Source organism: uncultured Lentibacter sp. (assembly GCF_937123735.1).
Taxonomy (GTDB): Bacteria; Pseudomonadota; Alphaproteobacteria; order Rhodobacterales; family Rhodobacteraceae; genus Lentibacter.
Genome location: NZ_CAKZKL010000010.1, coordinates 237,109 through 252,114, shown reverse-complemented (window position 1 = coordinate 252,114; position 15,006 = coordinate 237,109). Strand labels below are relative to the sequence as shown.

Genomic DNA, 15,006 nt, shown 5'->3' with positions numbered 1-15,006 from the left:
GTTTGCGAGGGCGGCCTGCTGCATCCTTGCCTGGCAGCATCGGCGGGGCGAGGTGATAGCTGAGCTTCAGATCGCCTTCGAACATCTCCCGCGCCTTGGCCTCGGTGTCCAGATGCCGCCGAGCAACCTCGTATTCATCCTTGTAGGCCAGCAGCTTGTGATACCCGATGGCGACGGCCTCTTTAAGGGCAGCATCCTCCACGCTGTCCACAAGCTTGCGATAGCGCTTTGCCAGCCGCTTGCCCTGATAGGCCACCAAATGTGCCTCGCGGAAAGCGATGCGATCTTCCAGGGGCTTGGGCATCTGCACCACATCGCCGCCGATCTTCGCCGCGTCCTCGGGGTTCAGCACGGCCCACCGGCCCAGGTCGAAGGCCTGCTTGTTACGCTCCACCGCCGCGCCATTGAGCTCGATCGCGCCCAGGATCGCCTCGTGGCTCAGCGGCACCAACCCGTTCTGCCAGGCCGCCCCCAGCACCATCATGTTGGAGAAGATGGAATCGCCCATCAGCTTGCGGGCGTTGTCCGAAGCATCGAAGAGCGCCAGTCCCTCCCCCAAACGCGCTTGAAGAGCGATCTCCAAGTCATTCACAGGAATGCGAAATTCCGTATTCCGGGTGAAGTCGCCCGTGATGATTTCATGGCTGTTGACCACAGCCCCGGTGCGGCCTGTGCGCGTGAGCCCCAGCGTCTTTGCCCCGGCCGAAACCACCAGATCGCCGCCGATCAGCGCGTCAGCCTCGCCGGTAGCGACGCGCACGGCGCTGATGTCCGACGGCTTTTCGGCCAGACGCAGGTGGATATGCACCGCGCCGCCCTTTTGTGCCAAACCGGCCATCTCCATCATCGCGGCGCCCTTGCCATCGATTTGCGCGGCCTGAGCCAGCACCGCGCCCAGCGTCACGACACCGGTGCCACCAACGCCGGTCACGATGACGTTCCAGGTGCCGTCGATTGTCGGCAGTTCGGGCGCAGGCAAGTCCGGCAGGTCAATCGCCGTGGTTGCCGCCTTGCGCGGGGTCGCGCCTTCGAGCGTGACAAAACTGGGGCAAAAGCCCTTGAGGCAAGAAAAATCCTTGTTGCAGGCGGATTGGTCGATTGCTCGCTTGCGGCCCAGTTCGGTTTCCACCGGCACGATGGCCACACAGTTCGACTGCACGCCGCAATCGCCGCAGCCTTCGCAGATATCGGTGTTGATGAAGACCCGCTGATCGGGGTCGGGAAACTTGCCGCGCTTGCGGCGGCGGCGCTTCTCGGCGGCGCAGGTCTGAACGTAAATCAGGACGGACACACCGGGGGTTGCGGCCAGTTTCTCTTGCACCGTCTGAAGCTTGGCGCGTTCATGCACCTCGATGCCGGGGCCGAAATCGCGCGGCTCCAGATCTTCCTTCTCGTCGTAGACGACGGTGACGGTCTGCACGCCCATCGCCTTGACCTCTGCCGCGATGCGTTGCGGCGACAGGCCCCCCTCGTTGGGTTGCCCGCCGGTCATGGCAACCGCGTCGTTATACAGGATCTTGTAGGTGATGTTGGTGCCCGCCGCCAAGGCTGCGCGGATCGCCTGCACGCCGGAATGGTTATACGTCCCGTCGCCGAGGTTCTGGAACACGTGATCGCGATTGGAGAACGGGGCCTCCCCGATCCAATTCGCGCCTTCGCCGCCCATATGGGTAAAGCCCACGGTTTCGCGATCCATCCACTGCACCATGTAGTGACAGCCGATCCCCGCATAGGCGCGGCTGCCGTCTGGCACTTTGGTCGAAGAGTTATGCGGACACCCCGCACAAAAATACGGCAAGCGCGCCGCGATGTCTTCGGCATTGTCGGCGCGCCGCGCCTCGGCGATCTTGGCCAGCCCAGCCTTCACACCGTCGGTGCCGCGCCCCTCCTCGACAAGAATATCGCCCAGCTTTTCGGCTATCCAGATTGGATCGAGCGCACCGCGCGTCGGAAACAGCTCCTCGCGGTGCATTCCGCCTGCCCCGCCCTTATACCAACCATACACCCGACGGCCCTTGCGCGTGTCAAAAATGGCTTCCTTGATCTGCACCTCGATGAGCTTGCGCTTCTCTTCGACCACAACAATCAAATCAAGCCCCTCGGCCCAGTCGGTGAAGCCACGCATATCCAGCGGGAAGGTCTGACCCACCTTATAAGTGGTGATCCCAAGCCGCTCGGCTTCATCCTCATCCAGCCCCAAGAGCGCCAAAGCATGGCACAGGTCGAGCCAGTTCTTACCTGCCGCCACAAAGCCGATCTTGGCACCGGGCTTACCCCAGACGCGCTTGTCCATCTTGTTGGCATGGCTGAAGGCTTCTGCGGCAAAGCGTTTTTGGTCGATCATGCGGGCTTCTTGTGCATGGGGGGTGTCTACAAGGCGGATGTTCAACCCGCCGTCGGGCATATCAAACTCCGGCAAGACAAGGCTGACGCGGTTCGGATCTCCGTCCACAACGGCGGTGGCCTCGATCGTGTCTTTCATGGTCTTCAGGCCCACCCAAAGCCCTGAAAAGCGGCTCAAGGCCCAGCCATAAATGCCGTAGTCAATCACCTCCTGCACGCCCGCCGGCGATACAATCGGCATGTAGGAATCCACCAGCGCCCATTCGCTCTGGTGCAAAACCGTCGAGCTTTCCCCCGTGTGGTCATCGCCCATGGCCACAAGGACACCGCCAAGCGCGCTTGTGCCCGCCATATTGGCATGGCGGAAAACATCGCCAGAGCGGTCAACCCCGGGGCCCTTGCCATACCAGAGCCCGAAAACGCCATCAAACTTGCCTTCGCCGCGCAGCTCGGCCTGCTGGCTGCCCCAGAGCGCCGTCGCGGCCAAGTCTTCGTTCAGCCCGGCCTGAAAGGTGATGTCATTGGCGCGCAAAACCTTCTCGGCGCGGCTCATCTGCATGTCCACCGCCCCCAAGGGCGAGCCGCGATATCCCGTAACATACCCCGCCGTAGACTGGCCTGCGGCTCTGTCGCGTGCTTTTTGCGTGAGCATAAGGCGCACCAATGCCTGCGTGCCGTTCAAAAGCACCGGCGATTTTTCCAGATCGAACCTGTCGTTCAATGAAACCATTTGCTTGCTCATAGCGCGCCTCCCCTCACCCGATGATAGCGCCCATATAGGGCGAATATGCTCTTATTTTAGGTCAAATAAGTTGACCTATAAACAGAAATTCGCGTTACTCTTGGAATTTCGTTACGTTACTCTGATATTGGTCATAACATGACACATAAATATTGTTTTCGAGCAGAAAGTTACGCACATGGATTGGGATAAACTCAGGATCTTTCACGCCGTCGCAGACGCAGGCAGCCTGACCCATGCCGGCGAGACGCTCAATCTGTCGCAGTCAGCCGTATCGCGCCAGATGCGCGGGTTGGAAGAATCACTCAACACAACCCTGTTTCACCGCCACGCGCGCGGGCTTATCCTCACCGAGCAGGGCGAATTGTTGTTTGACGCCACCCGCGCCATGATCAAGCGGCTGGATGCGGCCACAGCGCGCATCAAAGACAGCGAAGAAGAGGTGTTTGGGGAGCTACGGGTCACCACGACCATCGGTTTTGGCACGCTCTGGCTGGCGCCAAGGCTGGCACGGCTCTATCAAAAATACCCCGATCTGAAGATTGACCTGATGCTCGAAGAGCGGGTTCTGGATCTGCCCATGCGCGAGGCAGATGTTGCAATCCGAATGAAAGAGCCCAGTCAGGCCGATCTGATCCGCAAACGCCTGATGAATGTCAGTATGCGGCTCTTTGCAACGCCCGATTACATTGCCCGGCGTGGCCGCCCCGAGCGGCTGCAAGATCTCGCGCAGCATCGTCTGATCTGCCAGAATGTGCGCTCCACACAGGTGGGGGCGGCGGCCAGTATGGTCAATCACCTGATGAGCCACGAGCTGGACTCCTTGCTCACCGTCAACAACTACTTTGGCGTGCTGCAAGCGGTGCTGCATGACCTCGGGATCGGGGTCTTGCCCGATTATGTCGCCAATGATTTCCCCAATCTGATTCCCCTGCTTGAGGAGGCCAACAGCGGTGATATCCCTGTTTTCTTGGCTTATCCCGAGGAATTGCGGCAGTCTAAACGCATAGGCGCCTTCCGGGATTTCGTGCAGGACGAGATCGCAATTTATCGTAAACAGGTTAAAAATCAAAACCTTGCCGCCCAACCGGACTAGCTATGCAGGCTTTGCATGGCCGCCATGCTGCACCTGCGGCATTATTTCCCTTGATCGGCGCAGCCCCAAACCCTAAATCACCCGTGACAGCGATTAACTTCGCTTTCATACCTCCCTGTTGGACTTCGGCCGAGCCTTGCGCTCGGCCTTTTTTTTTACAAAACAGGCATAGGCCCACTGGCCCAGGGCGACAGTATCTGCGCCCCGCCCTCGCGGATCACAATATTCTCCTCATGCACCAGCATCATGCCATCACCTGTCTCAACACCGGGCTCCAGCGTGATGACCATACCGGGCTCCAGGATGGTGTGGTCTTTTTCCGTCAGGGACAGCCCCTCCGTGAGCTGCATCCCCAACCCGTGGCCCAACCGTCCCGCCGTGTCAGACTTGCCGGTGACAGCGGCCATAGCCCTCCAGACATCGGCCGCCTCGGCGCCCGGCTGGGCCGCCTCAAACCCGGCCAGCGCCGCCTCCTGAAGCTGGCTCCAAGGCCGCGCCGCCTGGCGCGCGGGCAAGCCAATCGAGAAATTGCGATCAAAATCGCAGAAATACCCGTCCCAAACAGCGCCGGTGTCCAACATCAGCACATCCCCCATCGCCAAGACCTGCGGACCGGCGGGCGAAATCACATCGCTATAGCCTTTCGGGCCGGCTCCACCGGCCAGATAGGGCACCCAATCAGCCCCCTCAGCCAGCAGTAGCCCCTGAAACCCGCGAAAGACCGCGTCCAGCTTTGCCCCTTGTCGGGCCACGTCGCCCAATCGGTCAAACGCCCGTCCGGCAATCGCGCAGGCGCGGGCGATCTTTTCGATCTCTGCTTCGCTCTTGATGGCGCGCAACTGCGCCACAATGCCCGCATCATCCCCAAAAACCAGCCCCGCCGCCTGCAAGCGGCCAAAATCCGCGAGCGGCATCCTCAAGTGGCTTTCCAACCCCGAAGGCACTCCGATCTTGCCCTCTTGGGCCACCTCGCGCAGTGTCCCAATGAGCAGCGATACGCCATCGTCCAGAGGGTCCGGCGCGCTCCAACAGCGAATGTCGTCAATCCAGCAGCGCCGCATGAGCGCCTCGCCAATCGAGGGAATCACCGCGATCGGCGCACCGCTCTGGGGCAAGACAACAAACCACGGACGGCTCGGACTTTCCCAAAACCGCGTGTGAAATCCGGTGAAATACCGCACCTCCGGCTCGGTGGTGAGCAAGATCGCCGCAAGCTCATGCTGCTGCATGGCCAGCTGAGCCGCTGCCACTCGGGCCTCATACTCGGCTTGCTCAAACCCCCGCTTCATGCCTCAGGCCCCTCGCTCACAATGGCCAGAACCCGCGCCTCAGGGCCCAAAGGCGGCATCTGCATCACTCCTGCCAGCCCCGCACCCCCTGATGGGGTCGTGGCCAAACCCACCGCCGCAAGTGGCCCAAGGGCCGCCTCTGCGGCTTGCTCTGTGAGGGTCATAAAGCCCGAAGCGTCCCGCAACAGGCCCTTCAAGGCAATCAACGAGGCTTCCTTGCAATCCAGCCGCCCCATGCTCGAAACAGGCCCGGTGGTGCGCACAAAATGCCCCGCCTTGGCGCTTTCAATCAAGGCAGGTGCCGCATCTGGCTCCACCACAATGATCTGCGGTCCCGCCCCCCAGACCTTGCGAAAATAGGCGGCACAGGCGGCTGCCAAGCCCCCCACGCCCGCCTGCAAGAAAATATGTGTGGGCGGAGCTGGCATAGCCTCGGCTGCCTCCGCGGCCATCACGAGATACCCCTCCATCAAGCGGTGCGGATAGGCCGTGTATCCCGGCCAGGAACTGTCTGAAAGCAGCTTGAACCCCTCGCTTGCGGCCGCTTGGGCCGCAGCCTCCATACTGTCTTCGTAACTGCCCGCCACCCGGCGCACCTCGGCCCCACGGGCGCGCAACCGCTCGGCAAAAGCTTCCGGCACACTGCGGCTGAGATAGATCACCGCCGCCGCCCCGAAGGCCTGCGCCCCGGCAGCCACAGACAACCCATGATTGCCCGCGCTGGCGCAGACAAAGGTTGCGCCCTCGGCGCGCCCGGCCACCGCTTCACAGGCAATCACATAAGCCGCCCCAAGCGCTTTGAAGCTGCCCAGCCCCATCCGGCTGCGTTCGTCTTTGACAAAAACAGCGCCAGCCCCCCCAAAAGCCCCCAGCGAGACAAGGGGGGTCGGCGCGGCTTCAGGGCAGCGCATCAACATCTGGCGCGGTGCCTGCGCATCAATGCTCGGATAGGGCACCGCAGACAGGGTTTCGTCCTCAAGCTCTGTCCCGATATATGGATTATGATACACGCGCGGCCCCCAATGATTTCGCCTCCATCAGAAAGCGATAATCCATGCGCCGTCAAGCCGCGCTTTGGGGCGGATGTGGCGGCCTGCACGGCCGGGGCACCCCCTGCGCGTCCAGAACCGCTCCTCATCCCGGCTTGCCCAGCAATTCTGCGCGCAACAGCCATGGAAACGAACACAGAAAACGCAGCTTTCATCTTTTACATTGCGCAGGCTTGTCCTATGAGAGGGGCAAACCCCGTCCCCTCTGCCACACTAGGACTTTCGCCATGACCGAGCCAGCCATCACCCAAGACCTGATCGAAGCCCACGGTCTTTCGCCCGAGGAATACCAGCGCATTCTGGAAATCATTGGCCGCACGCCCAGCTTCACGGAACTGGGCATTTTCTCGGCCATGTGGAATGAGCATTGTTCTTACAAATCCTCCAAAAAATGGCTGCGCACCCTGCCCACCTCAGGGCCTCAGGTTATCTGCGGTCCGGGCGAAAACGCCGGCGTGGTGGATATTGGCGATGGGCAGGCGGTGATCTTCAAAATGGAGAGTCACAATCACCCCAGCTACATCGAGCCCTATCAGGGGGCGGCGACGGGCGTGGGCGGAATTTTGCGTGATGTCTTCACCATGGGCGCGCGCCCGATTGCCGCGATGAACTCTTTGAGCTTTGGCGAGAAAGACCACCCCAAAACCCGCCAGCTTGTGCATGGTGTGGTTGAAGGGATCGGCGGCTATGGCAACTGCTTCGGCGTGCCCACAGTGGGCGGTGAAGTGCGCTTTGATCCGGCCTATAACGGCAATTGCCTCGTCAATGCCTTTGCGGCCGGATTGGCCGATGCTGACAAGATCTTTTACTCTGCGGCCTCAGGCGTTGGAATGCCCGTGGTCTATCTTGGGGCCAAGACCGGCCGTGACGGTGTCGGCGGCGCCACCATGGCCTCGGCCGAGTTTGACGACAGCATCGAGGAGAAGCGCCCCACCGTGCAGGTTGGTGATCCCTTCACCGAAAAACGCCTGATGGAGGCCACCCTTGAGCTCATGGCCACCGGCGCGGTGATCTCCATTCAAGACATGGGGGCCGCCGGCCTGACGTGCTCGGCGGTTGAAATGGGCGATAAGGGCGGCCTTGGCGTGCGCCTTCAGCTGGACAACGTGCCGCAGCGCGAAGCCAATATGACCGCCTATGAGATGATGCTCTCGGAGTCTCAGGAGCGGATGCTCATGGTGCTCAACCCCGCGCTTGAGGCCGAGGCCCGCGCGGTCTTTGAGAAATGGGATCTGGATTTTGCCATTGTCGGCGAAACCATTGCAGAAGACCGCTTCATCATTATGCACGGCAACGAGCTCAAGGCCGATCTGCCACTGGCCACGCTCTCGGGCTCTGCCCCCGAGTATGACCGCCCATGGGTGCAGACCCCGCGCCCCGCGCCGCTGACCAACGAGGATGTCCCCCAGATTGACCCCATCGACGGTCTGCGCGCGCTGCTGGCGTCGCCCAACTACACGGGCAAACAGTGGATCTATGAGCAATATGACACGATGGTCATGGCCGATACCCTGCGCACACCCGGCTTTGGAGCAGGCGTCATCCGCGTGCATGGCAGCGAGAAGCTGCTGGCCTTCACCTCCGATGTCACGCCCCGCTACGTCAAGGCCAATCCGGAAATGGGCGGCGCGCAGGCCGTGGCTGAAGCTTACCGCAATCTCACAGCTTGCGGCGCCAAGCCTCTCGCAAGCACAGACAACCTCAACTTCGGCAATCCGGAGAAACCCGAAATCATGGGGCAATTCGTCGGTGCCATCAAAGGCATCGGCAAAGCCGTCGCCGCCCTGGACATGCCCATCGTGTCCGGAAACGTCAGCCTCTACAACGAGACCGACGGCACAGCCATCCTGCCCACCCCGACCATCGCCGCCGTCGGGCTGATCGAGAGCGCTGAAAAGGCCATTCTGGGGCGCGCCCGCGAGGGCCATGTCGCCTTGCTGATCGGCGATACCGAAGGCCACCTTGGCCAATCCGCCCTCCTGGCCGAGGTTTTCAACCGCGCCGAAGGCGATGCCCCGCCCGTGGATCTCGCCGCCGAGCAACGCAACGGAGATTTCATCCGCGCCCATCACGCCTGGATCACAGCCTGCCTGGATCTCTCCGACGGCGGCCTGGCGCTTGCCGCGTTCGAAATGGCTGAAGGCTCCGAAATCGGCGTGCAAATCGACAGCGAGAACACCCAGGAGCTCTTTGGCGAAGACCAGGCCCGCTACCTCGTCGCCTGCAACTTTGATCAGGCCGAGGCGCTTATGCTCGCCGCCGCCCGCGCCGGCGTTCCCATTGCCAGCGTCGGCAAGTTCGGTGGCCAGACAGTGAGCTTTGGCACCAGCAGCGCCCCGCTCAGCGAACTGGCACAGCTCTATCGCACAAGCTTTGCCGAAAGCTTCGCCTAAGCCGCTTGCGCAACAGCGCCACCATGCTTACATCTTTTCCAAAGATGACACCGGGAGACACCAATGGCGATCTTTGCTGACGAGCTTCACACAATCCTGCGGGCCGCCTTTCCGGACGCCCAAATCACCGTCTCAGGCGACGATGGTGTGCACATGTCCGCGATGATCGTTGACGAGAGCTTTCGTGGCAAGAACCGTGTGCAACAACAACGCGCTGTCTATGCCGCCCTCAAAGGCAAAATGGACGGCCCCAACGGTGAGCTGCACGCGCTCGCCCTCACAACAAAAGCCCCTGATTAAGCGAGACCCAAATGAGCGACGTAAAATCCCAGATCGATGAAACCGTAAAATCCAACGCCGTCGTGCTCTACATGAAAGGCACCAAGGAAATGCCCCAATGCGGCTTCTCCTCGCGTGTCGCCGGGGTGCTCAACTTCATGGGCGTGGAGTATCAGGATATCAACGTCCTCGCCGATGAGGCCATCCGTCAGGGCGTGAAAGATTACTCCGACTGGCCCACCGTGCCCCAGCTCTATGTGAAAGGCGAGTTCGTGGGCGGCTGTGATATCATCACCGAAATGACCCTGTCAGGCGAACTTGACACCCTCTTTGAAGACAGCGGCATCCCCTACAACAAAGAGGCCGCCGACAAAATCCGCGAAGCCAACGCCTAAGCCTTTCTTTTTGCCAAAAATATCCCGGGGAGTTTGAGGGGCAGCGCCCCTCATCCAAACCAACCTGCACGCGGCCCTTTGGCCGCGTTCCGCTTTTTCAGATCACCAGTTCCTAAATCACCTCGGTGCGCTGCTTTCCAAGCCCGTCAATCTCAAGCTCCATGACATCGCCCACCTGCAAGAAGCGTTGTGGCGTCATGCCCATGCCAACGCCCTCCGGCGTGCCCGTGGCAATAACGTCGCCGGGCACCAGCGCCATGAATTCGCTCATATGCGCAATGATCTCGGCCACAGAGAAAATCATGTCCGATGTGAAATTGTCCTGCACCGTCTCTCCGTTCAGGCTTAGCCTCAGGCCAAGCGCTTGCGGGTCCGCAATTTCATCCGCCGTCACAAGATAGGGTCCGATGGGGCCAAAACCGGGGGCAGATTTTCCCTTGGTCCACTGCCCGCCGCGCTCGATCTGATAGGCGCGCTCCGAAAGATCATTGATCACACAATAGCCCGCCACATAGTGAAGCGCCTCCGTCACGCTCACATTCTGCGCCCGTTTGCCGATCACCACCCCCAGCTCCACTTCCCAGTCACTCTTTGCGCTGCCCTTGGGCAAGGTCAGAGGATCATTGGGCCCAGCCAGGCAAGACGCCGATTTGTTGAACAGGATAGGCTCTTTCGGCGGTGCCATACCGGCCTCGGCCGCGTGTTGCGCATAGTTCAGACCAATGGCGTAAAACGTCTCCACGCGCGCAAGAGCCGCCCCAATCCGCGGTTCTCCCTGCACAACTGGCAAGCTGCCCAAATCTAGCGCTTTGATCTTTTCCAGCGCCTCCAGAGAAACACCTTCCCCCTCAAAATCAGCCGCAACGCCGCTGAGGTCTCTGAGCAGGCCATCCGCATCAAGACAGGCTGGTTTTTCGCCACCGACGGGTCCAACGCGCAGTAGTTTCATGACTTATCTCCCATTTTCGGTGCAGCCTATCGCAGAGCAGCCCTAAGGCAACGGCTCATTTGCGCCGCCCCTCCCTTTTGCAGCGCTCTGAGCAATACCGCACGTCCTCCCAGACCTTGGCCCATTTCTTACGCCAGCTGAACGGGCGGCCACAGGCGGCGCAGTCCTTTTGTGGCAGATCAGATTTCTTGCGCATTACAAGCTTTCCAGAAAAGCCGCAGCACTCGCGCGGTAGTCCTCGCGCTTTTCCACGCTCATCCGCCCCCAGGTTGCATACATCTGGCCGAGGCGCGGATTGCCTCGCAGCTTGTCTTCATTGCGCGCCAGAAAATCCCAGTACAGCGCATTGAACGGGCAAGCGCCGTCACCGGTCTTCTGGCTCACGCTGTAGCGGCACTCAGCGCAATAATCAGACATTTTATTGATATAATTGCCGCTGGCCGCATAGGGCTTTGAGCCTAAAAAGCCGCCATCGGCGAATTGGCTCATACCAATCACATTGGGCGCCTCGACCCATTCGTAAGCATCCGCATAAACCGCCAGATACCATTCATGCACCTCCTTTGGGTCAAGCCCCGCCAACATGGCGAAATTTCCGGTCACCATGAGCCGTTGGATATGATGCGCATAGGCGTGTTCGATGGTCTGGCCAATGGCCGCTGCCATACAGGCCATATCGGTTTTTCCCGTCCAGTAAAAATCTGGCAATGGGCGTGTGGCCCCAAGGTGGTTTTGATCTGTATACCCCTCCGGGTTTAACCAGTAGATCCCGCGCATATATTCGCGCCAACCAATGATCTGACGGATAAATCCTTCCACCGCATTCAAAGGGGCCTGGCCTTCATAATAAGCCCGCTCTACGCGCCGGCACACCTCCAAAGGCTCCAGCAGTCCAATGTTGATATATTGTGCCAGCACCGAATGATAAAGAAACGGCTGGCCGCGCAGCATGGCGTCCTGATAATCTCCAAAGCGTGGCAGGGCCTCGCTGGCAAAATACTCCAAAGCCTCCAACGCCCCGGCGCGGTCAACCGCAAACCAAAACGGCAAAAGCTGGCCAAAATGCGCGCCGCGCGTTTGGGCCACCATTTCCAGCACCTCTTGGGTGATGGCATCCGGCTGTGTGCGGGGCGGTTCGGGCATGAACAGATCGGGTTTGGCGGCTTTGCGGTTGTCAGCATCAAAATTCCACTGTCCGCCTTCTGGTTGATCTCCCTGCATGAGCAACCCGGTCTTGCGCCGCATTTCCCGGTAGAAATATTCCATCCGCAACTGTTTGCGCCCCTCGGCCCAATTGGCAAAATCGGCATGGCTGGCCAGAAAGCGCTTGTCAGGCAAGACACTCAGGGGCACCGGCCAGTGCTTGGCCGCTGCGTCAAAGGCCGCCGCCAGGCGCTGCTCGCCCGCCTGCGTCATGAGCACACGCGCGAAGCGTCCATCCTGCGCCAGCAGGCCCCTCACCTGTTGGGGCAGGTCTGGCGCCGTGTGCGGATCGTCCAACCTGTGATAGACAACCTCCCAGCCAGCAGCGCGTAGCTCTAGGGCGAAATGGCGCATGGCGGAGAAAACGAACGCGAGTTTTTTCTGGTGATGGTTCACATAGCCGGCTTCCTCTGCCACCTCGGCCATCACCACAATCGCTTGTTTTGGCGAAGAGGCTTTGAGAGCGCTCAGCCCGTGACTGAGCTGATCGCCCAGCACCACAACAAGATCCTTGCCGCCCATTCTGTCTCCCCCAACTGTCCATACAGGTTGCCATACAGCTAGCCATACAGGCTGCCATATCCTTCAGACCAAAAATATCTGAAATAAATCAGCGGGTTTTCAGGCGGTTATCCAGCATACAGCGCCTCGATCTGCGCATCATAAAACTCATAAACCTTCGCCCGCCGCACCTTCATCGTCGCAGTGACCTCACCGTCGTCATGGTCCAGTTCCTTGGGCAAAAGATACACTTTTTTGATCTGCTCAACCCGCGCAAGATTTCCATTATGTTTGTTGATCTCGCGCTCAATCAAGTCCTGCACCTGTTCATGCTCCGCCAGAGAGCGGAAGGTTGTGTAAGCAATACCCTGCTGCTCCGCCCAAAGCCTCACCGTATCCATATCAATCTGCACCAATGCGCTGACATAGGGCCGGCGGTCTGCAATCACCACACATTCCTTGATATACGGGCTGGCCTTCATCACATTCTCGATCAGTGATGGCGACAAATTTTTGCCCGCAGCGTTGATCATGATGTCTTTCTTGCGGTCAATCAAACTGATCGACCCATCCGCGCAGGCTTGCGCAATGTCCCCCGTATGCAACCAGCCATCGATCACCGTTTCCGCGGTGGCATCAGCGCGGCCGTAATACCCTTTAAAAACAATCCCCCCCTTCACGAGCAATTCACCGTCATCCGCAATTTTGTAGGAGATACCGTCCACAAAGTGGCCAACCCGCCCCTCACAGAGGCCCCAGTCCGGCTGGATCGTGGCGGCGCCGGTGGTCTCAGACATCCCCCAAGCCTCGCGGATGTTGATGCCAATCCCACGCATGAAAGCCAACAGATCTTCCGAAATCGGCGCCGCTGCCGATATCGCAAACCGCACCCGTCCAAGCCCCAAATAGGAGCGAATATGGCGATAGACAGTCACATCCCAAAAGACATAGGACAGCCGCTCTCCCAAACTCCAGTTGTCGCGCCGTTTGGCTCCAAGTTTTTCAGCCTGTTTGAGCGCAAAAAGCGTTAGCGGCCCCTTGATCTTGCCGGCTGTGGCCGCCTGAATGCTGATATCAGAGCGCATCTTCTCCCAGATACGCGGCACACCAAAGAAAATATGTGGCGCCACCTCGCGCAGATCGATGATGATCGTGCGCAGGCTCTCGCCGAAATTCATCACCATCTGGCTCGCCAAGGCGTTTGTTACAGTAACATTCTGCTCGGCAATGTGACAGAGCGGCAAATAGCTCAACACATTGGAGCCCCGCGGATGTCCTTCAAAAATCTGATGGCTCAGCTCAGCCGCTACAAAAAGGTTCATCTGGCTGATCTCGGCAGCCTTTGGCAAACCTGTGGAGCCCGAGGTGAAAACCATCATCGCAGTCTGCTCCGGACGGATCGCCAAGCTGCGCGCCGCAACCTCTTCTGAAAGCCCAGCAGCCAGCGCAGCCCGGCCTTTCTCCAGAAGCGTCTCAAAGCTGATCAGGTTGAGCTCGGTTTCATGCGCCGTGCCCTTCGGGTCAAAAATAATCAATTGGGTCAGCTTGGGGAGCTGGCCGCGCAGCTCGATAATCTTGTCGAGCTGCTCCTGATCCTCAATAAACAACATCGTGGTGTCCGAAGCCGTGACCAGATGGTCAATCTCCGGCGCTGGCGAGGTCGGATACATGCCCACAACGACGCCACCCGCAGCGTTGATACCAAATTGCGCCAGAACCCATTCCCGGCGGTTTTCCGAGAGAATGCCAATATGGGCCGCGTTCTCCATACCCAGCTCGATCAGCCCCGCAGCAACAGACTGCATGATCTCGTCCACAGCCGACCAACTCAGCTCCTGCCAGATACCAAATTCCTTTTGGCGCATCGCAACCAAGTCCGGATCAGTGCGGGCATGTGCCGAAACGGTGGCAACATTTGAGCGAAATTCCATCCTCTTCCCCCTCAACTCAACCAGCGCTTGCGCCGCTTGTAGTGCTTAACATCTCGAAAAGAGCGCCGCGCCTCTGATCCGTCCTCTGCCATGCCAAGATAAAAACTCTGGATGTCTTTATCGTTCTTCAGGGTCTGCACATCCCCTTCCAAAACAATCTGCCCACTCTCCATAATGTATCCGTAGTCCGCCACCGAAAAGGCAACACCGGCGTTCTGCTCCACCACAAGAATGGACGTGCCGTCTTCCGTGTTCAGCCGTCGGATCGTCTCAAAAATTTCCGCCACAATTTTGGGCGCAAGCCCCAAGGAAGGCTCATCCATCAAAATCAGTTTGGGCCGGGCAATCATCGCACGCCCAAAAGCCAGCATCTGCTGCTCTCCGCCAGACAAATATCCCGCGGTCTGCTTGCGCCGTTCCTGAAGTCTTGGAAAAAACGCATAGACCTTGTCAAAATCCGCCTTGATCGCGCGCCCGTCCAGCGCGTAAGACGCCGCAACGAGATTGTCCTCAACCGACATCTCGGCAAAAATGCGCCGCCCTTCTCGCACATGAAACAGCCCTTGCTTCACCAGCACATCCGGCGCCATCTGCTTGATGTTCTTGCCCTCAAAGAAAATACGGCCCTCTCCGACCTCACCATTTTCAAGCTTCAAGAGGTTGGAACAAGCTTTCAACGTGGTGGTTTTGCCCGCACCATTAGTGCCAAGCAATGTCACAATTTTCCCCTCCGGCACCTCCAGAGACAACCCGCGCAAAGCCTGCACTGTGTGATAATAGCTCACTTCGATATTTTCGACGGTCAGCATCTGCGCGCACCTATTCTCTTCTTCTGG

12 protein-coding genes are annotated in these 15,006 nt (G+C 59.5%); 4 read left to right on the top strand and 8 right to left on the bottom strand.

All coding sequences use genetic code 11. The annotated features are described in order from the left end of the window. A partial coding sequence (locus tag Q0478_RS03195) for an indolepyruvate ferredoxin oxidoreductase family protein (protein ID WP_298676129.1) occupies positions 1-3,085 on the bottom strand: 3,085 nt, incomplete at its 3' end. A 178-nt stretch (positions 3,086-3,263) separates the two neighbouring features. Here Q0478_RS03195 and Q0478_RS03190 point away from each other — a divergent pair. Beyond that, positions 3,264-4,181: a LysR family transcriptional regulator gene (locus Q0478_RS03190; RefSeq protein ID WP_298676127.1), complete on the top strand. Its 918-nt coding sequence runs from the start codon at positions 3,264-3,266 to the stop codon at positions 4,179-4,181. A 155-nt stretch (positions 4,182-4,336) separates the two neighbouring features. Here the strand turns inward: Q0478_RS03190 and Q0478_RS03185 are convergent, their stop codons facing one another. Together Q0478_RS03185 and Q0478_RS03180 are read right to left on the bottom strand one after the other, a co-directional pair. Further along, positions 4,337-5,470, bottom strand: coding sequence for a Xaa-Pro peptidase family protein (locus Q0478_RS03185; RefSeq protein WP_298676126.1), 1,134 nt, complete (start codon positions 5,468-5,470; stop codon positions 4,337-4,339). Next, entirely contained in the window at positions 5,467-6,480 is a 1,014-nt protein-coding gene (locus Q0478_RS03180) for a pyridoxal-phosphate dependent enzyme (protein ID WP_298676124.1), read from the bottom strand. Before Q0478_RS03180 ends, Q0478_RS03185 begins: the two co-directional genes overlap by 4 nt. Before the next feature lie 266 nt (positions 6,481-6,746). Between Q0478_RS03180 and purL the strand changes: the two genes are divergently transcribed. From purL to grxD, 3 genes are all read left to right on the top strand, one after another. Next, entirely contained in the window at positions 6,747-8,912 is a 2,166-nt protein-coding gene (gene purL / locus Q0478_RS03175; RefSeq protein ID WP_298676122.1) for a phosphoribosylformylglycinamidine synthase subunit PurL, read from the top strand. A 63-nt stretch (positions 8,913-8,975) separates the two neighbouring features. Beyond that, a complete protein-coding gene (locus tag Q0478_RS03170) occupies positions 8,976-9,212 on the top strand; it encodes a BolA/IbaG family iron-sulfur metabolism protein (protein WP_298676120.1) in 237 nt (78 codons plus the stop codon). Between the two features lie 11 nt (positions 9,213-9,223). Further along, positions 9,224-9,586, top strand: a complete 363-nt coding sequence (gene grxD, locus Q0478_RS03165) for a Grx4 family monothiol glutaredoxin (protein WP_298676118.1) — start codon at positions 9,224-9,226, stop codon at positions 9,584-9,586. A 112-nt stretch (positions 9,587-9,698) separates the two neighbouring features. On the opposite strand, the gene Q0478_RS03160 is transcribed toward grxD, so the two are convergent. The 5 genes from Q0478_RS03160 to Q0478_RS03140 all read right to left on the bottom strand — a co-directional run bounded on the left by Q0478_RS03160 (position 9,699) and on the right by Q0478_RS03140 (position 14,979). After that, positions 9,699-10,535, bottom strand: a complete 837-nt coding sequence (locus tag Q0478_RS03160; protein ID WP_298676116.1) for a fumarylacetoacetate hydrolase family protein — start codon at positions 10,533-10,535, stop codon at positions 9,699-9,701. Between the two features lie 55 nt (positions 10,536-10,590). After that, positions 10,591-10,731, bottom strand: a complete 141-nt coding sequence (locus tag Q0478_RS03155; RefSeq protein ID WP_298676114.1) for a DUF2256 domain-containing protein — start codon at positions 10,729-10,731, stop codon at positions 10,591-10,593. After that, positions 10,731-12,260 carry a cryptochrome/photolyase family protein gene (locus Q0478_RS03150; RefSeq protein WP_298676112.1) on the bottom strand — a complete coding sequence of 510 codons (1,530 nt, stop codon included), beginning with the start codon at positions 12,258-12,260 and terminating at the stop codon, positions 10,731-10,733. Before Q0478_RS03150 ends, Q0478_RS03155 begins: the two co-directional genes overlap by 1 nt. 107 nt (positions 12,261-12,367) lie before the next feature. Continuing rightward, a complete protein-coding gene (locus tag Q0478_RS03145; protein ID WP_298676111.1) occupies positions 12,368-14,170 on the bottom strand; it encodes a long-chain fatty acid--CoA ligase in 1,803 nt (600 codons plus the stop codon). 11 nt (positions 14,171-14,181) lie between these two features. After that, entirely contained in the window at positions 14,182-14,979 is a 798-nt protein-coding gene (locus Q0478_RS03140) for an ABC transporter ATP-binding protein (RefSeq protein ID WP_298676109.1), read from the bottom strand. Positions 14,980-15,006 lie beyond the last annotated feature (27 nt).

Excerpts from the sequence above, each read along its gene's own strand:
- purL (WP_298676122.1), top strand. The coding sequence starts at position 6,747 with ATGACCGAGCCAGCCATCACCCAAGACCTGATCGAAGCCCACGGTCTT.
- Q0478_RS03185 (WP_298676126.1), bottom strand. The coding sequence starts at position 5,470 with ATGAAGCGGGGGTTTGAGCAAGCCGAGTATGAGGCCCGAGTGGCAGCG.
- grxD (WP_298676118.1), top strand. The coding sequence starts at position 9,224 with ATGAGCGACGTAAAATCCCAGATCGATGAAACCGTAAAATCCAACGCC.
- Q0478_RS03145 (WP_298676111.1), bottom strand. The coding sequence starts at position 14,170 with ATGGAATTTCGCTCAAATGTTGCCACCGTTTCGGCACATGCCCGCACT.
- Q0478_RS03160 (WP_298676116.1), bottom strand. The coding sequence starts at position 10,535 with ATGAAACTACTGCGCGTTGGACCCGTCGGTGGCGAAAAACCAGCCTGT.
- Q0478_RS03140 (WP_298676109.1), bottom strand. The coding sequence starts at position 14,979 with ATGCTGACCGTCGAAAATATCGAAGTGAGCTATTATCACACAGTGCAG.
- Q0478_RS03155 (WP_298676114.1), bottom strand. The coding sequence starts at position 10,731 with ATGCGCAAGAAATCTGATCTGCCACAAAAGGACTGCGCCGCCTGTGGC.
- Q0478_RS03150 (WP_298676112.1), bottom strand. The coding sequence starts at position 12,260 with ATGGGCGGCAAGGATCTTGTTGTGGTGCTGGGCGATCAGCTCAGTCAC.
- Q0478_RS03170 (WP_298676120.1), top strand. The coding sequence starts at position 8,976 with ATGGCGATCTTTGCTGACGAGCTTCACACAATCCTGCGGGCCGCCTTT.
- Q0478_RS03190 (WP_298676127.1), top strand. The coding sequence starts at position 3,264 with ATGGATTGGGATAAACTCAGGATCTTTCACGCCGTCGCAGACGCAGGC.